Genomic DNA, 20555 nt, shown 5'->3' on the forward strand with positions numbered 1-20555 from the left:
ATTTGCTGTATATGATCCAGATTATACCCTTTCATAAAGACTTTCAGAACCAGATTGTTGATCTCATTCTGAATATTCAGCAGATAGAATTTCAGATCCCGATTACTGCCGGAGAACAGCCGGATCTTTTTATAGTGGACGAGTTTTACCGCAAAAATGGCGGACAATTCTGGCTGGCTATCCATAAAGGCCAAGTTGTCGGAAGCATTGCTTTGATCCGGATTGGCAACCATGCAGGCGTAATCCGGAAAATGTTTGTTCAGAAAGAATTCCGAGGCAAGGAATTCCGGATTGCGCAGCTACTGTTCGATACGCTGGAAGATTATTGTGTGACTTCCGGCATCCGGACTTTGTATCTGGGAACCATCGACAGACTCAGTGCAGCCATACGGTTTTATGAAAAGAACGGATTTGAAAAGATCAGCAAGGAAGCATTGCCCGAAGATTTTCCGCTGATGCCGGTCGACAATGTTTTCTGCAGACTGAACATCAGGAAATTTCAGTCATAAACTATTTATCAAAGATTTAACTCAGAGCCAATTCAATGGAAAAAATTCATGCTACGACCGTCCTTGGAGTGTTACATAACGGAGCCGTCTCACTGGGCGCAGATGGCCAGGCAACGATGGGAAATACCGTTGCCAAAAGCAATGTCAAAAAAATCAGAACGCTCATGAATGGCAAAATCCTTGTCGGGTTTGCCGGTTCAACTGCGGATGCTTTTACATTGCTCGAGAAATTTGAAGAAAAACTGAATGCATACAGCGGCAATATGAAACGTGCCGCCATTGAACTGGCGAAAGACTGGCGTACAGACCGCTACCTCCGCAAACTGGAAGCCATGATGATTACGGCAAGCAAGGATGAAATTCTGGTTATTTCCGGAACAGGTGATGTTCTGGAACCGGAAAACGGCATTGCAGCTATCGGATCGGGCGGTAACTATGCACTTTCTGCGGCCCAGGCTTTAAAGAAACATGCACCGCAATTATCCGCAGATGAAATGGTGCGTGAGGGCCTGACTATTGCAGCCGATCTTTGTATTTACACCAACCATAACTTGGTGATCGAAAAAGTGCAGTAAACACAAACAGCCATGGAATGGCATACCGAAACCGTGCTGCCGTTCCATGGCTTTTCTTTAAAGTTCCGCCATTAAGGTCATCAGCTTCACCAGCTGGTCCGTAACAATGCGGTTACTGCCCGGAAGGTATTTGTGCGCAATGACGGAAAAGCTCAATAAGGAGCCTGATTTGGATGTGACATAACCAGCATACGCGCGGGTTCCTTCAATGGAGCCGCTTTTAACGTGCATGTTTCCGGCAGCTTTACTGCCTTTTCCCAGATTCCGTACGGTTCCGTTCAGGCCGAGCACGGCAATGCTTTTGTAAAAATCGCCAAAGCTTTTATCCCGGTTTGCGGCATTCAGAATGTCCGTCATACTGCTGGTTGTAACAGAACCTGAAGGCGACAATCCGCTGCCGTCCTTGATATAAAATCCCCGCATATCGGCACTTCTGTTCAGCCAGTATGTGGTTACCGCCTCTGCCGAACTTTCAAAGCCGGACTTTCCGGAAAGTTTCTTTCCGATTTGTTTGAAAAAGGCATCCGCAAATAAATTGACGCTCCAGAAATTGGTCTGCTGACAGATTTCCCTTAATGGCGGTGATTTGTACTCGTCCAGTACAACCCTGACAGCAGCGGTCACCGGCAGGATGCCCGCAGCAATAAAGTTGCTGTCAAGGACTGTAACCGATGCATTTTTCAATCCCGACTTCAAAGCCAATGCGGTATATCCGGCTGCATCCGGAATGGAACCTTTTACTGAAAACAACGGAACTCCGGCGGGAACTGTGCCGGTGAGCACGACATTGTTTCCCAGCGGGCTGCTGTAAATGATCGTCTGGTCGCCACTTCCTCTTTCTCCGGTTGTAACCTGATTTGTAAAAGATAGATAAGGAATCAGCGGTTCGATGCCTGCAAATGCGGCGGGATCGCCAACGTCCGCACCCGGCCTGAATCTGACCTTATACTGGTTTTCCATGAAGTTCAGACCTTGTACGCCTGCGCCGTAGTAATTTCCCATATCGCCCCAGATCCAGGTACTTGCCACGGTTTCAGTATCAAAAAAAGAATCATCTGCAAGCACTTTTCCCCGGATACATACGATCCCTGTTTTACTTATGGCTGCAATCCAGCGGGCAATTAATTGTGAGCCTGACAGATAGCCTTTAAACCGTTCGCTTCCCAGCGAAGGATCACCCGTTCCGCGAATGTAAATATTTCCGACCAGCGTATCGTTCCGGATGATACCGTCGTGTTCCAGAAAAGTCTGAAACCGGAAATCACCGCCAAAGACAGCCAGTGCGGTTGCTGTTGAAACAAGTTTCAGGGTAGAAGCCGAAGGAAGCGAGCGTTCCGGGTTCAATGCAAAAATAGTTGTACCTTCTTTTACCGATTTAATGCTTACTGCCAGCGAACCGCTTCGCATCAATTCACTGTTCTGAACTTCCAGCACGGCATCCTGTAAATTATTTAGCGCAAGAGTATCAATGGTTTGGGCAAATACGAAAGGCTGAAAGAGCACAAAAAAGAGAAAAACACTGAATTTCATAAAGGCCGTAACTGATAAAGGTCAGTTCAAAAGTTTCGAATACAAATCTAAACTAACAAGTAATCACCAATTCTCAGCCGGTTTTTTGATACTTTTGTGGGATATTGGTTGTGACAAGACCATCAAGTGATATTGATTTTCGCGTTAAGTGAAAAATCGCAATATACGTATTTACCCCATTTACAGCGTATGAAATTGACATTTTGGGGAGCTGTGCAACAGGTGACAGGTAGTATGTTCCTTCTGGAATCGGACGATTACCGGATTTTGATTGATTGCGGCTCTGACTTTGATTTAGATGAGATAGGTAGAAAAACGAGATATGAAGAACAAAAAAGTGTCTTTCCATTCGATGCCAGTCTGATTAATACGGTTCTTTTAACGCATGCCCATATTGACCACTCCGGCAACATCCCCAACTTGTACAAAGAGGGGTTTGAAGGAAGAGTCGTGTGTACGGAACCTACTCTTGCCCTAACTTCGCTGTTGCTGAAAGATGCGGCAAACCTGCACCAGAAACGCCTGAATTCCAGAAGTTCCTCTTCTGCCAGAAAACGGGGCAAAAAGAAGGATGTCCCAATGGATTATTACGTTGAAAAACACGTGAATGAAGCGTTGGACAACTTTGTGCCCGTAGCTTTCGGCCAGCGTTACCGCATTGCAGATAACATCACCATTACGTTTTACCCAGCCGGCCACCTGCTGGGCGCCGCGCATATCGTTGTGGAAGTTTATGAGGACGGACAAAAGAAAAGAATCTGTTTTTCAGGCGACATAGGCCGCAGCAATTACCCGCTGCTTACCGACCCGCAGGAAATTCCGCCGGTCGATTACCTGGTTTGTGAATCCACTTACGGCAACCGCCTGCATGAAAACAAGGGAACGCCTGTGGAAGCACTGGCAGACGTAATCAAGCGGACCTGCATTGATATTCCCGGCAGACTGATTATTCCGTCATTCAGCGTCGGACGTACGCAGGCACTGCTTTATACGCTGAACAAAGTATATATGGAACATTCGTTTCCGTACCTGAAAGTGTTTTCTGACAGCCCGCTGGCGCACAGCAGCACCAAGGTTTATCAACGCCATGTACGCCTTCTCAACAAAGAGGCACGCAGTTTTCAGGAAGATAACGATATGCTTTTTGACTTTGAAAACCTGATTTACCTCGAAAGTTCGGATGCAAGCCGCGCCGTTTCGAATTACAACGAGCCGTGTATTATTATTTCGTCTTCCGGAATGGTTCAGGGCGGCCGCGTTGAACAGCACGTGGAAGCAAACATCGGAAATCCGTATGCAACGATCCTGATGATCGGCTACGCTTCGGAAGGAACGCTCGGATGGAGGCTTCTGAACGGGCAGGATACGATTTCAATTCGCGGAAAGCAGTTGCCGGTCTTGGCTAATATTGAAAAAATTGACGTATTTAGCGGCCACGGAGATCAGGACGACTTGCTGAAATTTGTTAAAATGCAGGACCCGGAAAAACTGAAAGGGATTTTCCTTGTCCATGGAGAGAAGCAGAGCATGGCTGATTTCCAGAATAAAATTGAAGAACTTGGATACAAGTCGGTTGAAATGCCGACAAGAGGACGCACTTATGTACTGTAAGGCATCCGCCTCAACAATCAGAACCTTTATATGAGAACATACCTGGATTTTGAAAAACCTATGGCCGAGCTGGAAAGAAAGCTCGAAGAAATGAAGACATTGGCGAAAGATAACAATGTAGATTTTTCCAATGCCATTTCCTTGCTGGAAAACAACATTACAGATCTTCAGAAAGAAATTTTTGAAAATCTTACAAGATGGCAACGGGTACAATTGTCCCGCCATCCGGACCGCCCTTATACGCTGGATTATATCGAGCTGATCTGCGATGAATTCATTGAACTGCATGGCGACCGTCAGGTCAGGGACGATCCGGCTGTGATCGGCGGGCTTGCCAATGTCGGAGGCCAGTCTTTCATGCTGATCGGTCAGCAGAAAGGCAGGAACACGAAGCAAAGGCAGCACCGGAATTTCGGCATGCCCAATCCGGAAGGTTACCGCAAAGCACTTCGCCTGATGAAACTGGCAGAAAAATTCAACAAACCCATTGTTACCTTGATCGACACACCGGGTGCATTTCCCGGAATGGAAGCAGAAGAACGCGGTCAGGGCGAAGCCATTGCCAGAAACCTGAAAGAAATGTTCATGCTGAAAGTGCCTGTGATCTGCATTATCATCGGTGAAGGCGCATCCGGCGGCGCACTCGGAATTGCCATCGGCGACCGCGTGCTGATGCTGGAAAACACCTGGTACTCGGTTATTTCTCCTGAAAACTGCTCGGCCATTCTGTGGAGAAGCTGGGATTACAAGGAACAGGCAGCCGAAGCCATGAAAATCACGGCCCGCGACATGAAGAAAAACAAGCTGATCGACGGCATTATTCCGGAACCACTCGGTGGCGCACATCTGGACCATAACGCAATGGCCAATGAGCTGAAAAGAGTTATTCTCGAAAACATTTCCGAGTTATCGACAATCAATACCGAAGAAAGAATTAAACAGCGCATCGAGAAATTCTGTGCAATGGGCGTTGTTGTAGAGTAAAACAAATCGGATATGTAGCTTATTTGCTGATTCACAAACAGATGAAAAACGAAAAAATCAAGAACATAATCTTTGATCTCGGCGATGTTATCCTGAACATTGATGTCCCGATTGCTTCCAGATCTTTTGCGGAACTCAGCGGCAAAGAACAAAGTGAAATTCTGACCATTTTTCAGGAAAACGACATTTTCCGCCAGTTTGAAACGGGAGAACTGGATGAAGAAGGCTTCCGGAACTTTGTCAGACGGATTATCGGATTCAATGATTTATCCGATGATGCCATTGATACGGCATGGAACAGCCTGCTTCTTGACCTTCCGCCGGAGCGGGTGGAGCTTCTACAGAAACTCCGCATGAATTACCGCCTTTTTTTACTCAGCAATACAAGCTCCATTCACATTCTGCAGGTTAACAAAATCCTAGAGGCTTCCACCGGAATAGAAAAACTTCAGGATCTTTTCGACACCGTCTTTCTTTCCTATGAAATGAAGCTCATGAAGCCTGATCCGAGAATCTATCAGAAAGTACTGGAACAGGCAGGCCTGAATGCGGAAGAAACGCTTTTTCTGGACGACAATGCAGCCAATATCGAAAGTGCCTCCAAACTGGGAATAGATACCATCCACGTCCAGAAACCGTTAACCATACTCGATTACCTCAAAGACTATGCAGTCTAATACGCGGACCTATTTAATCCAGGCACTTCTGTTCATAACAACCGTCATTACGACAACGCTTGCCGGCGCGGAGTGGATTTACGGCAACATGTTTTTTCTGGTGGAAAAACCGCTTGGATGGACGCAGTTTTTACAGGGATTTAATTTTTCCATTCCTTTCCTGGCGATCCTTACTATTCATGAATTCGGGCATTACTTCGTTGCAAGGGCACATCAGGTCCGGGTTACGCTGCCTTATTATATCCCGCTCTGGTTTGGTATTTCGCAAAGTATCGGCACCATGGGCGCATTCATCCGGATTACTTCCGTTGTACGTTCCAGGCTGAAATTTTTTGATATCGGAATCGCCGGTCCGCTTGCCGGATTTGTTGCTGCGCTGGTGGTGTTATGGTACGGATTTACGCATTTGCCGCCGCCCGAGTATATTTTCAGCATTCATCCCGAATACGAACGCTTCGGATTAAGTTACCCGCAGTTTGTTTACGAAAATGCCTCCGGTAATATCGTTCTGGGCGACAATATCCTTTTCTGGCTGTTTAAAACGTACGTTGCCGATCCGGCCAGATTGCCGCACGCTTTTGAGATGATCCATTATCCGTACATTTTTGCCGGGTATCTTGCGCTTTTCTTTACTTCTCTTAACCTGATCCCGATCGGCCAGCTGGATGGCGGCCACATTCTTTACGGAATGATCGGAAAAAAGAGGTTTGATGTAGTTGCGCCGGTCCTGTTCGGAATTTTTGTTTTTTATGCAGGTCTTGGTCTTTTCCGTGCCGATACATTTGCTACCGGCAACGACAAGGAGTTTTACGAACGCCTGTTTTATCTTTTTATTTACATCTATTTTATTTACATCTGCTTCCGAAGGGCAAGTGACAACCAGTTAACGGGATTAATGCTCAGCCTGATTATTGTTGTAGGGCAATTTGCTGTTTCCTATATGCGTCCTGACTGGGAAGGTTCTAGTGGCTTTCTTCCGTTCGTTTTCATACTTGGCCGCTTTCTGGGAATACGGCACCCGGATACCGACGAAAACAAACCGTTGGACACGCCGCGGATTATTCTTGGCATCTGCGCTTTTATCATTTTCATTATATCCTTCAGTCCTACTCCTTTTGTAATTATTGAATAATCGGTAATTAGAAATCGCTAAAACTGAACTTGTCCTATGCAGAAAAAATACCTTCTGCCCCGCAGGCATTTCCTGAAATGCTGTGCTGCTTTTCCGTTTCTGATCCGGAATTCCGGTTTTGAAAATACATATATACATACGGTAAAAGGCCAGATCAAACCTGCTGAACTGGGCGTTACGCTTATTCATGAGCATGTACTGGTGGATTTTATCGGTGCGGATAAAATTTCGCCTGCACGCTGGAACCATGCAGACGTAATCCGGAAAGTTCTTCCGTATCTGCTGGAAGCCAGGTCAAAAGGAATAAAAAGTATGATGGAATGCACGCCTGCATTTCTGGGACGCGATGTCGTTCTGCTTGAAAAGCTTGCCGACCAATCCGGCCTGAACCTGCTTACGAATACTGGCTACTATGGTGCTTCCGACAATAAATATCTGCCGCAATGGGCATTTACCGAAACGGCAGAACAACTAGCAAAACGATGGATCGATGAATTTGATAACGGCATTGAAAAGACTTCGGTTAAACCGGGATTTATCAAAATCGGCGTCAATGACGGACATTTGTCCGAACTGCATCAGAAGCTGATCAAAGCAGCCGCACTCACGCATTTGAAAACCGGTCTGACCATCTGCTCGCATACCGGCCCGGCCATTCCTGCCAATGAGCAAATTGAAATCCTTAAAACCCTGAACGTTGATCCGGCTGCATTTGTGTGGGTTCATGCCAGAGGCAGTCATGAAGAATTAGTAACAACGGCTGCATCCGGCTGCTGGATCAGTCTGGACGGAATCAATGAGGAAAATGCCGCTGAAAATGCAGAACGGATCTTATTTCTTAAAAAAGAAGGATTTCTAAAAAAGATCCTGATTTCGCATGATGCCGGCTGGTACCAGCCCGGAGAACCCGACGGCGGCAAGTTCCGCGGCTATACGGCCATTTCAGAAAAGCTGTTGCCGGTCCTAAAACAAAAAGGAATGAACGATACAGCGATCGAACAGCTTATGGTCAAAAACCCGGCTACCGCTTTTGCGGTTTCCATTCGCAGGTATTAAGCCCGTTAGTGTTTCTTACTTAAATTCAATGGCAAAGACTGTCCAGCCGTTACTGTCCGTTTCCAGCGAGAATTCAAAACCATGATTTAGTAGAATTTCCTTTGTTAGTGTCAGTCCGATGCCTTGCCCATCGCGTTTGGTACTGAAAAAGGGATTGAACAACTGAGTTCCGACTGCTGTTTCAATAGGTGCTCCGTTATTTCTGATCATGAGATTTGCTTCAGAAAATTCTATCTGTATTTCATTTCCCGGACTGCAGGCTTCAATGGCGTTTTTAATTACATTAACGAGCACATGCTCCATTTGCCCGGTGTCCATATTTTTTATAACCGGTAAATCCGGTAAAAAAGGCCGGATCGAAATGCCATTTCCCGCGGCAGCCGGCTCCATAAAAACGACAACATCCCTGACCAGTTTGCTTACGTCCGTATTTTCCCTGACCGGCAAGGGCAGCCGTACCACATCGGCAAAATTCCGCATAAACCTCGTCAGCCTGCGGTTGCGTTCCGAAGCCACCAGAATCGCTTCTTTTATATCCCGAAAGGACTCGTCCGTCAGGAATGCGCCGGTGGTCTGAAGAATGGAATCGGTGGCGCCCAGTGTGTTGTTGACTTCATGCGCCATCATGCGGATTACTTTTCCATAGGCATTTTTTTCCGATTCCAGCAGTTCATTTGTCAGTTCTTCAATCATCAGAAACGAACGCCTGAAACCCTGATCCATAAAATGGGAACGCTGGACTTTGAACGTAACCACGCCGTTTGTCTTGACAACACGCGACTCGCCGTCCGGGATATGCGCCAGTTCCATCAGTAACGGATGCCCTGTTTCTCCCAGTTTCCTGCCTTTGTACGGATAAATGTCATCTTTAAAATGCTGCGCCGCCTTCACGTTCATGGATTCAATGCAGTCGTCAAAGTCCAGAATGATGATGGAAATAGGCGAGGCTGCAATCAGTTTTTCAAGGAAAAAGTGCTGTTCATGGAGTTTGGTTCTTTCTTCGCGCAGCTGATCAATCATCAGGTTGTACACTTCGATAAGCGTATCCACCTCCCCTTTTCCGGTCGGCACAAACTTGATGGTGAAATCCTTTTCCTTGATGGCTTCAATTCCGGAACGCACAAATTCAATAGGCCGCATAAAATTTCGGTATAACACGATGGAAAATAGAACGGACAGCAGCAAAAAAATTTCGGAAGCAATAAAAAGCAGCTTGTCCTGATACAGAATTTTATAAACCAGAAAAAGCAACACGGCATGCAGCGCCGAAATATACAATACGTATCTGAATCGCGTGGATAGTCTCATGCCTCTTCCGAATCGTAAGCAATGCCGTATTTTTCCAGCCGGCGGTACAGTGCAAACCGCGTGATTCCCAAGGAACGCGCCACTTTGCTTACTTTGTTCTGATGAAACTGCATGGCTTTGGTTATCATCTGAAATTCCATTTCTTCCAGTGTAATCGTTCCTACTTCGGGCAGATTTCTGTGTGCCGCCATTTGCGGTCCTGCATTCAGGTTTTTCTGAAAATCAGCAATATCCAGTTCATCCTTTCCCGACAATAATACCGTCCGTTCCACAAGGTTTTTCAGCTGCCGGATATTTCCTTGTAATTGCAAGGTTTTCAGCCATTTCATAGCAGCCGCGCTCAGATGCAAGTCGGGGCGCTGATAAATTATTTTCAGGTTATTCACAAAGAAGGCAGACAGCAAAGGAATATCGTCCGGGCGTTCGCGCAATGCGGGAAGTTTGACGGTGATCAGGTTGATGCGGTAATAAAGATCTTCCCGGAAAGTCCCGAGTGCAACCATTTCTTCCAGATTCCGGTTGGTGGCGCATATGACACGCACATCCACGGTCCGGCTTTTGCTGCTTCCGAGAGGCTCAAAAGTACGTTCCTGCAATACGCGGAGCAGTTTTACCTGGCTGGAAAGGTCCAGCTCCCCGATTTCGTCCAAGAAAACCGAACCTTTATTGGCCATTTCAAACCGGCCGATCCGATCCGTTTTGGCATCTGTAAATGCGCCGCGCACATGCCCGAACAATTCACTTTCAAACAAAGTAGAAGAAATGCCGCCCAGATTTACTTTTACAAACGGCCGCAGCTTTCGTTTGCTGTTCAGATGGATCGCTTCTGCAATCAGCTCTTTGCCCGTACCGCTTTCACCCGTAATAAGTACCGCCGCATCCGTCGGCGCCACACGCCCTACGGTTTCCAGAATATCGAGCAGCTTCGGGTCTTGTCCGACGATATTTTCAAAATGATACTGCTGTTCCAGTTTTCGCCTGCTTGCCGAGCGCGGAACCTGCTGCGCAAGATTGAGGATCGTACGTATGGATTGCAGAAGGTAATCATTCTGCCAGGGTTTGGTAATAAAGTCAATGGCGCCTTCTTTCATTCCTTTCACTGCCAGATCAATTGTTCCCCATCCGGTTATAAGAATGACCGGAACAGCCGGACAAGCCTTTTTGATCCTTTGCAGGAGCTGCATGCCTTCCTTGCCCGAAGTTTCAATGGAAAAATTCAGGTCCAGCAAAATCAGTTCAGGCGTTTCCGTTTGAAGGATTTCCATCGTTTCCTCCGGCGACATTACGCCTTTTACCGCAAATTCTTCCTTTTTGAGAAGCAATGTCAGTGAAGTGCGTACCGCGATGTCGTCGTCAACAATTAACAGCATGTAGTTTTGTGTTTTGGCAAATGGCTTTTCACAATTTATATATTTTACTAATCCTCATGCAAGGCCAGTGCCGGATGAATGAGTGAAGCCTGTCGGCTCGGCAGCCATGCACAAAGTGTGACAATTATATAAATTACCGCAATGGATACAAGGATTGCCGTGATGTAAATTTCGCTGTTCAGGTCAAAAACATGCATCAACGGAAACTGAATGGCAAAAACCAGCCCGATAATCAGACTGAACGTAGCCAGTACCCATATTTCGCCGAGAAACTGCTTGGTTACGTTTCCTTCCGTTGCACCCATTGCCCGGCGCAGGCCGATCTCATTTTTACGTTTTGCAATATTCAGGTTCAGAATTCCGAACAAACCCAATGCTACGTTGGTGAGCAGAAAACCGCAGATCACCAGAAAAATCACCACCGGGATTACAGTCAGGTTCTGCCTGTTTTTCCGTGATTCCGTCAGATAACTCACTTCGATTCCCCACTGGTCAGTCATGGCGGCAATATCTTTAACCAGCCGGGCTTCAAAGTTGGCGTCGGTTCCGGGCTTTACTTTAATCAAGACATTGCGGTCCCAGTCTTCTTTTTTAATCATTTTGAAAAGGGCAGGATTATCGGCCATAAATTCGCCTTTTGCCTTGTATTTATCCACAACGCCCACGATTTTATAGGAAAGCGTATCATTTTCTTTAATCAGCTTGCCAAGCGGATTTTCATTGGCAAACAGTTTGTCTTCCATTTTCTTGTTGATGACGATCGGAATAAATTTTGCGCTTATATCGCTTTCTTCATACCAGCGTCCTTTCCGCAGAGGCAAATCAAGCGTTTTGCTGAAATCTTCGTCGGTGACGTAAAAATCATGTGAAACGGAGACTTTGTTGTACGAACTGCTATTGCTCATCTGATTGGCAGAAAACGGCGTATTTCCGCTTGTCCGTGTAGCCGACAGGACTTCCGGGTAAGATATGATCCGCTGCATGATCCGCTGCGATTTTTCAGGCAGATTCACCGTATCCTGATTGGTGGAAAGATCCAGCACCCATACGTCTTTATATTCAAAGCCGATGGGTTCCAGGTAATTGTTCAGGTTGTATGCAATCAGGGAAAGTACGCCGAACAAAACCATAAAAGATGCCCAGATTTCGATGATCAAAAGCGAATGAGCGCCTTTTTTATTCCAGATTAATTTAAATAAATGACGTAACATGGCTGTAATTGGAATTGTGAAATGTGAATAAACGTCCGGTCAAGATTATACTTTCAATGCTTCTGCAATTCGCAGTCTGGACATGCGGAACGCAGGCAGTACGCCGGACAGCAAACCGAAGAACAGACAAACCAGCATACTGACCAGAAATACGGTAAAATTGATCGTAAGGTCGGCATACGCTATCCAGCCGCTTGAATTGATGATCTGAATGATTGCGAAAGACAATGCAAGCGCAAAGAAGCCGCCCAGAAATGTGATGAAAACGTTTTCAATGATAAACTGCCAAAGCAAAGCTTTGGAAGGCGCTCCGAATGCTTTTCTCACGCCTATTTCCGAAGCACGTTCCAGAATCCGGCTGACGTTTACATTGATAAGGTTAATGGCTGGCAAACCCATAAACATCAGCAGCACAAAACCGGCAATGGAATAAAAAACAAACCTGTTTTTCAATGAATCGTCACGCAACAGGGCATTCAGAAAATGATCCAGATATTTGTCAGCCTGCACGATGAGAACCGGAAATTTTTGTCCAAAATCAACCACCGGAAGCGGAATTTTACTGATACCGCTGTTGAATTCCTTTTGAATGGCGGGTAGATCGGTCTCGTTCCGGGCCAGCACGATACCAACATAATTTCCGCGCAATCCGGCACTCTGATAATTGCTTTTCGGAGCCGTATAAGGAAAATAAACGTCACTGTACGTATAAATGCGTGTAGCCGGGCTGCCTTTGACCACGCCGATGACTTTGTAACGGATACTTTCGATTTCCACGTTTCTGCCGATAACCGGTTTGCCGTCATCCTCAAAATACTGCTTTCTGAGCGCATCCGTAATCACAATGACGTGATCGCCGTTGTCAATATTCTGCTGGCTGTAAGGCTTGCCTTCCAGGAATTCGAAATCCATTACATGCCAGAAATCCGCGTCAGTATATTTGGTATTCAGCTTGATGCGTTTGCCGTTTACATATGCATTGGTAAAACCGAACATGGACGAGATGGCAACTTTTTCAGGCGTTTTAAGCGATTTGGCATACTGCGTAAGAAACTTGAAGGAAGCCGGCCCCTGCGAGCGGGATGTACGGGAAGAATCCGTATAGGTCACGCTGGTGATATAAAGCGACCTGAAACGCTTGTTCTCGGGATAATGCGTCCCGAAAAGATGATCCAGAAAAGAAGTCAGCACCATGAGCACCGTCAGCGTGAGACTGATTCCGAAGAGCGTTATAAACGTATAGAAAGGATGCCGGAGCAACACTTTCCAGGCTATCTTTATGTAGTTAAGAAGCATTTTTTTAAACTGAAACAAATGTGAAAAAGTAAGTTTGCTATAATACCTGGGTTCCGTCGAACAGGCGGATAAGCCGGTGCGTGCGCCGCGCCATGGCATCGTCGTGCGTCACCATCACAATCGTGGCGCCGTCTTCATTCAGTTTCTGAAGAATGCTCAGTATTTCATTTCCCATGGCACTGTCCAGGTTTCCCGTGGGTTCATCGGCAAGGATTATCTCGGGTTTTCCCACAATGGCCCGAGCAATGGCCACACGCTGTTTCTGACCGCCGGAAAGTTGCTTCGGAAAATGCTTCATGCGATTGCTCAGTCCTACTTTTTCCAGCGCTTCCTGCGCCAATTCCCGCCGTTGCCTTGCCGAACTGCTGCGGTACAAAAGCGGAATTTCCACGTTGTCAATCACGGAAAGATCGTTGATCAGGTGAAAACTCTGGAAAATAAAGCCCAGTTTTTTGTTTCTCAACTGTGCGAGTTCCTTGTCTTCGTATCTGTCCACTTTGCTTCCGTCTATTTCAATATGTCCTTTGGAAGGTTCGTCAAGCAGGCCCATGATGTTCAGCAAAGTACTTTTACCGCATCCCGAAGGACCCATAATGGAAACAAATTCTCCTTTTTTGACATTCAGGTTGATGTTGTTGAGCGCCAGCGTTTCAATGGTGCTGGTCCGGTACACTTTCTCTACGTTCTGTAATCTGATCATGGCTTTGTTTAAAGGTTGAAATGGCTTGAATGTTTTCGGATCAATAATTTATTTTTCTGTTTTGCTCAAAATCATACAATGTCAGCAGCCGCAGGCTGTAATAGGATTGCCAGTAATCGCGCAGGGCAAGGATATAATCTCTTCTGGCAATGTCTTTTTCCTGTGTGGCGATGCCGAGGTCTGTTACGCTTAGATCACTGAGTATAAAGCGCTCTTTTGCAATCTGGTACCGGTCTGCTGCAATGTTGTCGGCCAGCTTTGTCAGTTTTACCTGTTTCTGAAGCATTTGTAAAAGCGTCACCTGCGTAAATATTTCCTGCTCAAATGTGAGCCTGTCCTGTTCCACTGTCTGCCGTGCAAATTCCTGATTGGCCTTGGCTACTTCGGAACGCGCCTTGTTTCTTCCCCATGTCATGATGGGAAGCGTAAATTTCAGCTCCACAAACTCCCGGTCCTGCGGACTTACATATACGTCCGCCGGCCTGATTCCCTGATCCGATAAGCCGAAAGTAGCATTCAGTTCGGCATTCAGGCCGTTTTCCTTTTTGGCAAACTGTACTTCCTGCTCCGCTTCCAGCAGCCTGCGCCGGAAGCCGATGGCATCCGAACGGTTGGCAAATGCTTCGTCGAGTGCAATGCGTGTATCAATTTCAAATTCAGCGGATTCAAGCGGGATTTCCAGTTCCAGTTCGCGTTCGTCTCTGGAACTCAGGTACATTTTCAGTTTTAAAGTCGCCACTGCTGCGGCCTGACTGGCTGACGCAAGATCTTTCTGAGCGGTAAGCAATCCCATCTGCAGTTGCAGCAGGTCATTTTGTGAAATTTTGCCGAGTTCCAGTTTATGCTGCGCAATTTTATACAAAGTATCGTTGTTGCTCCGGTTTTTTTCAGCAATCTGTAAATTGACCTGCGCCACAAGCAGCTCAAAATAATAGCCCGTTGCATCCAGCGCAACTTTCTCGAGCGATGCAATGTACTGCTGGTTTCCTTCCTGAAATTTAAGCGGCTGAATCTTTCGTTCCCATTTCATCGGATTAAAATGAAACAGCGGCTGCCGGAACCCGATTTCAACCGGAATGCCGTTGTAACGCGTATTGTTCCGGGCAAAATCGTCAAAACGCTGCAATTGCTGCTGCACATAAATTGTACCGCCCGTTGCCGCCAGACTCTGGCTCAATGAAAGGTTAAGCAGGGAATTGTTGTTGGAAACCTGCTGGAAAGAAACCGTTCCGTCCGGCTGAACTACCTCGATATAAGATCTTGTAAAGCCGGGAAGCGTGCCCAGCAAGCTCAGTTGCGGCTTGTAGTCCGCCTGAAAGGACCGGAACTTCCAGTAATTGGTCTTTTTCAGGGTCAATGCCTGTTTGGAGGCAACCGATTGTTCCCGGGCGACTTCCACAGTTTCGGCCAGCGTAAGGCGGCGCGGCTGCGCATGAACATGCATCGGGAAGTATAGAAAAAGCAGTAGTGCGGAAATGTATTTCATCGTTATCATTATTGAATAGCAATTTCCTCAAGATGCTCGTAATCATTCATATCTGTCAAAATCACCTTTTCGCCGGCCCGGAGTCCGCTTTTTATTTCAATGAAATCAAAGTTGGAAAGTCCGGTTTCTACTTCACGGCGGTAAGCCATGTCGTTTTGTACAACGTAGACAAACTGCTTCTTCTTTCCGGTAAATGCCGGCCCGTTTGCCACACGCAGCGTGCCGCTGCTCTGACTGGTCACCACATAAACCTCCACTTTCATGTTCGGGCGGAGCGATTCACTTTTTGCATTGTCGAGCTGCACGACAAACTGAACAATTCCGTCTCTAACGGCCGGTTTTACCTGCGTAATCATGCCGCGCAGCGCAACTTCATTCATTTTTACAATTACCGCCAAACCTGATTTTACCTGATCGGCATATACGTCGGAACAGCTTCCTTCAATCCTGAAACTGCCCAGATCGGCCACTTTGGCGAGCATTTCACCTTCATTGACAGAAGAACCGATGTTTTCATTTACCCACGTAAGCACGCCTTTGCGGTCTGCAACGATGTCGGCCATAGTCAGTTTATGCTTCAGTTCTTTCAGGTTTTTGCTTTCGATCTGTGCGCCAAGTTCGGTTTCACGCAAGCTTGCACCCATGGATTCGCGGTTATAGGCAAGATCATTTTCAAGCTGCTTCTTTTCCAGTTCTGCAATTTTCAATGCGTTCTCAGCCCTGGTGATGTTTTCCAGCGTTCCCCCTCCTACTTTCTGCAGCCGCTTGGCATCTTCAAAATCAGCCTGTAGCTTGCTGATGTTTAATAATTTGATTTTGTCGCTGATTTCGGCGTCATAAAGTTCCTTGTTCAGCCGCATTCTGAGCTGGTCAATGCCGTTCTTTTTAAGTTCCAGCTGATCCTGATAACGTTCAAATTCAATTTCTGTCAGCGATTTGTCAAGCTCCACAATGGCTTGTCCGGGCGTTACTTTCGTTCCGGGTGTAAGCAAAATCCGCTTGATGCTTGCTTTGATCGGACTTGTAAAAATCTGCTCGTATGCAGGAATTACCTCGCCCGAAGCTGTCAGCGTATTTTCTACATTGCCTTTTTCAACAATTCCAGTTCTGATTCGACTGGATTCCAGCGTACTTCCAAGGGATTTACGGAAGAAATAAATAATGAGACTCAAAAGAAGGACCGTCCCGATCATGACAAGCCATCGTCGGTTTCTTGTACTTGCAACATATTCCGGTGCTACTTCCCGATCCATTTTCAGATTTGTTTACGTGTTTGATAATCATTTTCATGGCTAATATGTATGCTTTAATTACAATTTTATGCCATTATATAACTCGCTGGAAAACAAACATTTACCAAGAATCTAAAAACAAAAAACCGTGCGTTAACGCACGGTTTGTGTGATTGGGAACAAGTAAATTCCGGAGTTCTGGAAGATGATCAGGTTTTCAGCTTTTTCTTTTTGGCGGCTGGAAAAAGCACATTGTTCAGAATCAGGCGGTATCCGGCAGAGTTCGGATGCAGGTTCAGATCGGTCGGTTCCTCTCCTACGCGGTGCTGATAATCCTCCGGATCGTGGCCGCCGTAAAATGTAAAGAAGCCTTTTCCGTGCGGACTGTGAATGTAGCGCGCTTCCTTTGCCGATTTATTTTCCGCCAGAATAATCACTTCCGGTTTGATCAGCCTGTTTTTGAACGCCGTCGTCTGTCCAAGAAAGCCTTTGATCAGTGTCTGGTGATTTTGTGTCAGCATGCTTGGAACCGGGTCCCATTTGGCCGAAAACTGAAAAAGTGAAAAAAAGTCGTTGGCTTCCTGAAGGCCGCGTTCGTCCGGCTGATTATCGATATCAGAAAACTCGATTTCGTACGGATACGGAATGGTTTTGAAGTCTTTAAATGCAAAAGTATTGCCGTAATTAAGCTTTCCGTTTGCAGTCGGATCAGCAGGCGTGCCGTCGTACATAGACTCTACAATGTCGATTCCGTCTGCTGCAAGCGTAATGTCAAACGTATCGGTTGCGTTGCACATGGCGAACATGTAACCTCCGCCGGTAACAAATTCGGCAATCTTTTTGGCCACGGCCAGCTTCATCTGCGGCACATTGGCAAAGGAAAATTTATTGGCGGTTTCTTCCGCTTCCCGCTTCTGCTCGCGGTACCATGGATAATCCTTGTACTGGAAAAATTTACCGAACTGGCCCGTAAAATCTTCATGATGCAAATGCAGCCAGTCATATTCAGGAAGCTTGGTATTCAGCACTTCATCATCATAAATAACGTCATAAGGAATTTCGGCATACGTAAGCACAAGCGTAACGGCATCATCCCATGGAAGTTTGGATTTTGGCGAATACACGGCGATTTTGGGTGCTTTCTGCAATTTTACCGCATCCATGTTCACATCCGGCGCACTGATCTGACTTAAAATCTGCCCCGCCTGTCCTTCGGAAATAACTTCAAAACTGATGCCTCTGACCGTCATTTCAGAAGCGAACTGCTGATTATAGGCAACCATAAAACTACCGCCGCGGTAATTCAGCAGCCAGTCCATTTCCATTTCAAAGTTTTTAAGAATCCAGTAAGAAATTCCGTATGCCTTCAGATGGTTTTTCTGGCTTTCATCCATGGGGATCAGCAGCCTGTTTGCGTTACCTTTCAGCGATAGGGTTAAAAAAATGATAAACGGGACAATCAGCCGTATCACTGGTTTGATTCTTTCACCTTTCATATGCAGCTTTACAAAATTCATTTGCTATTTAATAAATATATAAAGAATTCCTGATCAATCGAGAAATTGTTCCTTCAGATTTACATTTCCGGAACGGGTCAGTCTGAAACTTAACGCTTGAACAGCCATTTATAATGCACAACCGTTTACCTTATGAATATCCGTGAAAATGTGGATGAAGGCCTGCGTTCGATCCGCTCGAACCTGCTGAGAACAGTGCTTACCGCCATGATCATTGCGATCGGCATTACTTCGCTTGTCGGAATCCTGACGGCCATCGATGGCATACAAAGTTCGGTAAACAGCAGTTTTGCAGATCTGGGCGCCAATACGTTTACAGTCAGGAACAAAGATGAAGATTTTCGCCGCGGAGGCAGGCGCAACAAGCAGTACCCGCCGGTCAGTTACCGGCAGGCGCTTCTTTTTGCGCAAAAATTCAAAGATTCCTACAATGCAACGGCTTCGCTTTCGGCAGACATCGGCGGTGCGGTTCAGGTTAATTACAGGTCAAAAAAAACCAATCCGAACAGCTCGGTTGTTGGTTCTGACGATCAGTATCTGACAATCAACGGCTATAAAATGGATCTGGGCCGTAACATTGACAGAAATGATATGGAAAATGCACTTAACGTAGCCGTGCTTGGCCAGGAAATTGCGCGTAATCTTTTTCAGCAGATTGATCCTGTAAACAAGGAAATCACCTTTATGGGAAGCCGGTACAAAGTGATTGGTGTTCTGCAGAAAAAAGGTTCGCTCGGCGGGGATAACGATGCAGACCGGATCATTCTGGTGCCGCTTTCAAATGGCCGCGGGCTCGCTGCCAACCGGGAACTTACGTACAATATTACCGCCTCTGCTCCCGAAATTGCCGATGGAGACTTTATTGTAGAAGAAGCACGCGGCATCATGCGAAGGATCAGGAACGATGCGCTGGGTTCGGAAGATTCCTTTACAATCAACCGGGCGGATGAAATTGCAAAAGAGTTTGACGAAGTATCGGGCTATTTAAGAATCGGCGGATTCGGGATCGGGATTATTACCTTGCTGGGCGCATCCATTGCGCTGATGAACATCATGCTGGTTTCCGTTACCGAGCGGACCCGGGAAATCGGAATCCGTAAATCACTCGGCGCAACGCCTAAGGTAATCCGTTTTCAGTTTCTGATTGAGGCCATTGTAGTGTGCATCATCGGCGGAATCGGCGGTCTTTTCATGGGAATTTTAATCGGTAATGTCATCTCCACATCCATCAGTTCCGAAAGTTCCTTTGTTATACCGTGGTTATGGATGGCAATGGGAATTATCGTTTGCGTGGTTGTCGGCGTACTTTCCGGCATTTATCCGGCTATCAAGGCATCCCGGCTTGATCCGATTGAGGCGTTGCGTTATGAGTAGCAAAGCCGGCAAGATGATGTTACGAAAGCAATTTTCTTCCAATTATTTTAAACCATAGCTTGCTTAATTTATTTTTCTGTCTACTTTTGCACTCCCAACAAGAGAGATCAATGCCCGGATGGCGGAATTGGTAGACGCGTTGGTCTCAAACACCAATGAGGTTACACTCGTGCCGGTTCGACTCCGGCTCCGGGTACGAAAACACCTGACAATCGATTGATTGTCAGGTGTTTTGATTTTCAGGGGTGGCTAAAAGGGTGGCTAAATTTATTTAATTTGTTTGAGGGGAATTCAAAACATAGCCAAAAGCCTTTTCTAGCGTCTTTTGTCCTATGCCGTCATAATTGGCTAATGCTATCATTGACATTGCTTCGCCATTTTGAATTATTTCAGAAATTTTTCTAGCATACTGTGCTTGAATGCCTGTTTCCTTTTTAATTGTCCCTTCGTCCAACGATAGCCATTTTGCTTTAAAAGAAGCAAACAAATCATCCTTTGCACTAGGATCATAGTCATAAATCTCGATATCAATGTAACACCTTCGCAAGTAATCGTCCATGAGCCCCTTTACCTGACTTGTTTCAAGACCTCCATTGTGAGTTCCTAGTAAAGGAAATGCTATTGACTTAATTCCTTTATTCTCATAGGTCTCCACAAACTTTTTTAGTCCTTGCTCAATCCATTCTATTTTGCTTGGATATTTCCAATGAAATTTTGTTGGAAAACTTAGAATCCATGGTGCATTTAGCTCTTTGGTGTAAAGCCATAATGATCCAGTCTTGATCAGCTTGTTTTCACAATGCATTTTGTATTCCTCGTACATTTTGGGATAACGAAGTTTGTGTACCAATGCAATCCCCTTCCCCATTACACCAACACAGTTAACAGTGTTTACAATAGTTTGGCACTTGGTATTGAAGATGTTGCCATGTATATGGTTTATCGGCATAGTATTTGTTAAACGATTAATAAAAAGCTCTCATAAGC

The 20555-nt window shown here is 46.0% G+C and carries 18 protein-coding genes and 1 tRNA gene; 9 read left to right on the plus strand and 10 right to left on the minus strand.

What is annotated here, in order from left to right; translation table 11 throughout:
* Nucleotides 1-11 precede the first annotated feature (11 nt).
* Together FEM55_RS05180 and hslV are read left to right on the plus strand one after the other, a co-directional pair.
* Nucleotides 12-509, plus strand: a complete 498-nt coding sequence (locus FEM55_RS05180) for a GNAT family N-acetyltransferase (protein ID WP_138280219.1) — start codon at nucleotides 12-14, stop codon at nucleotides 507-509.
* 35 nt (nucleotides 510-544) lie between these two features.
* A complete protein-coding gene (gene hslV / locus FEM55_RS05185; RefSeq protein ID WP_138280220.1) occupies nucleotides 545-1084 on the plus strand; it encodes an ATP-dependent protease subunit HslV in 540 nt (179 codons plus the stop codon).
* A 57-nt stretch (nucleotides 1085-1141) separates the two neighbouring features.
* Here hslV and dacB read toward each other — a convergent pair whose 3' ends face one another.
* Nucleotides 1142-2614, minus strand: coding sequence for a D-alanyl-D-alanine carboxypeptidase/D-alanyl-D-alanine endopeptidase (gene dacB / locus FEM55_RS05190; RefSeq protein WP_138280221.1), 1473 nt, complete (start codon nucleotides 2612-2614; stop codon nucleotides 1142-1144).
* 189 nt (nucleotides 2615-2803) lie between these two features.
* On the opposite strand from dacB, the gene FEM55_RS05195 reads away from it, so the two are divergent.
* Genes FEM55_RS05195 through FEM55_RS05215 form a run of 5 tightly spaced genes read left to right on the plus strand, consistent with a single transcriptional unit; the run spans nucleotide 2804 to nucleotide 8074 of the window.
* Nucleotides 2804-4225 carry an MBL fold metallo-hydrolase RNA specificity domain-containing protein gene (locus tag FEM55_RS05195; protein ID WP_138280222.1) on the plus strand — a complete coding sequence of 474 codons (1422 nt, stop codon included), beginning with the start codon at nucleotides 2804-2806 and terminating at the stop codon, nucleotides 4223-4225.
* Between the two features lie 30 nt (nucleotides 4226-4255).
* Entirely contained in the window at nucleotides 4256-5209 is a 954-nt protein-coding gene (locus tag FEM55_RS05200; RefSeq protein ID WP_138280223.1) for an acetyl-CoA carboxylase carboxyltransferase subunit alpha, read from the plus strand.
* Between the two features lie 41 nt (nucleotides 5210-5250).
* Nucleotides 5251-5886: an HAD family hydrolase gene (locus tag FEM55_RS05205; RefSeq protein WP_138280224.1), complete on the plus strand. Its 636-nt coding sequence runs from the start codon at nucleotides 5251-5253 to the stop codon at nucleotides 5884-5886.
* On the plus strand, nucleotides 5876-7018 hold the full coding sequence (locus tag FEM55_RS05210) for a site-2 protease family protein (protein ID WP_138280225.1): 1143 nt from the start codon (nucleotides 5876-5878) through the stop codon (nucleotides 7016-7018). The genes FEM55_RS05205 and FEM55_RS05210 overlap by 11 nt, the downstream gene beginning before the upstream one ends.
* 36 nt (nucleotides 7019-7054) lie before the next feature.
* Nucleotides 7055-8074, plus strand: a complete 1020-nt coding sequence (locus FEM55_RS05215; protein WP_138280226.1) for a phosphotriesterase family protein — start codon at nucleotides 7055-7057, stop codon at nucleotides 8072-8074.
* Between the two features lie 15 nt (nucleotides 8075-8089).
* On the opposite strand, the gene FEM55_RS05220 is transcribed toward FEM55_RS05215, so the two are convergent.
* The 8 genes from FEM55_RS05220 to FEM55_RS05255 all read right to left on the minus strand — a co-directional run bounded on the left by FEM55_RS05220 (nucleotide 8090) and on the right by FEM55_RS05255 (nucleotide 18149).
* Entirely contained in the window at nucleotides 8090-9382 is a 1293-nt protein-coding gene (locus FEM55_RS05220; protein ID WP_138280227.1) for a sensor histidine kinase, read from the minus strand.
* Nucleotides 9379-10752: a sigma-54-dependent transcriptional regulator gene (locus FEM55_RS05225; protein ID WP_138280228.1), complete on the minus strand. Its 1374-nt coding sequence runs from the start codon at nucleotides 10750-10752 to the stop codon at nucleotides 9379-9381. Before FEM55_RS05225 ends, FEM55_RS05220 begins: the two co-directional genes overlap by 4 nt.
* Nucleotides 10753-10799: 47 nt before the next feature.
* On the minus strand, nucleotides 10800-11963 hold the full coding sequence (locus FEM55_RS05230) for an ABC transporter permease (RefSeq protein ID WP_138280229.1): 1164 nt from the start codon (nucleotides 11961-11963) through the stop codon (nucleotides 10800-10802).
* 45 nt (nucleotides 11964-12008) lie between these two features.
* Nucleotides 12009-13259, minus strand: coding sequence for an ABC transporter permease (locus FEM55_RS05235; RefSeq protein WP_138280230.1), 1251 nt, complete (start codon nucleotides 13257-13259; stop codon nucleotides 12009-12011).
* A gap of 37 nt (nucleotides 13260-13296) precedes the next feature.
* Nucleotides 13297-13959 carry an ABC transporter ATP-binding protein gene (locus FEM55_RS05240; RefSeq protein ID WP_138280231.1) on the minus strand — a complete coding sequence of 221 codons (663 nt, stop codon included), beginning with the start codon at nucleotides 13957-13959 and terminating at the stop codon, nucleotides 13297-13299.
* A gap of 40 nt (nucleotides 13960-13999) precedes the next feature.
* Nucleotides 14000-15445 (minus strand): TolC family protein, encoded by a 1446-nt coding sequence (locus FEM55_RS05245; RefSeq protein WP_138280232.1) that lies wholly within the window; start codon nucleotides 15443-15445, stop codon nucleotides 14000-14002.
* A gap of 8 nt (nucleotides 15446-15453) precedes the next feature.
* The gene (locus FEM55_RS05250; RefSeq protein WP_138280233.1) at nucleotides 15454-16698 is read right to left on the minus strand and encodes an efflux RND transporter periplasmic adaptor subunit; all 1245 of its coding nucleotides are present in this window, start codon (nucleotides 16696-16698) and stop codon (nucleotides 15454-15456) included.
* A gap of 188 nt (nucleotides 16699-16886) precedes the next feature.
* Nucleotides 16887-18149, minus strand: coding sequence for an asparagine synthetase B (locus tag FEM55_RS05255; RefSeq protein ID WP_138280655.1), 1263 nt, complete (start codon nucleotides 18147-18149; stop codon nucleotides 16887-16889).
* A 177-nt stretch (nucleotides 18150-18326) separates the two neighbouring features.
* Here FEM55_RS05255 and FEM55_RS05260 point away from each other — a divergent pair, with 177 nt between their 5' ends.
* Together FEM55_RS05260 and FEM55_RS05265 are read left to right on the plus strand one after the other, a co-directional pair.
* On the plus strand, nucleotides 18327-19568 hold the full coding sequence (locus tag FEM55_RS05260) for an ABC transporter permease (protein WP_138280234.1): 1242 nt from the start codon (nucleotides 18327-18329) through the stop codon (nucleotides 19566-19568).
* Nucleotides 19569-19680: 112 nt separating this feature from the next.
* A tRNA-Leu gene (locus FEM55_RS05265) sits at nucleotides 19681-19764 on the plus strand.
* A gap of 75 nt (nucleotides 19765-19839) precedes the next feature.
* On the opposite strand, the gene FEM55_RS05270 is transcribed toward FEM55_RS05265, so the two are convergent.
* Complete coding sequence (locus tag FEM55_RS05270) at nucleotides 19840-20517, minus strand: macro domain-containing protein (RefSeq protein WP_138280235.1); 678 nt, start codon at nucleotides 20515-20517, stop codon at nucleotides 19840-19842.
* Between the last annotated feature and the right edge of the window lie 38 nt (nucleotides 20518-20555).

The organism is Dyadobacter sediminis (assembly GCF_005860765.1).
Taxonomy (GTDB): Bacteria; Bacteroidota; Bacteroidia; order Cytophagales; family Spirosomataceae; genus Dyadobacter; species Dyadobacter sediminis.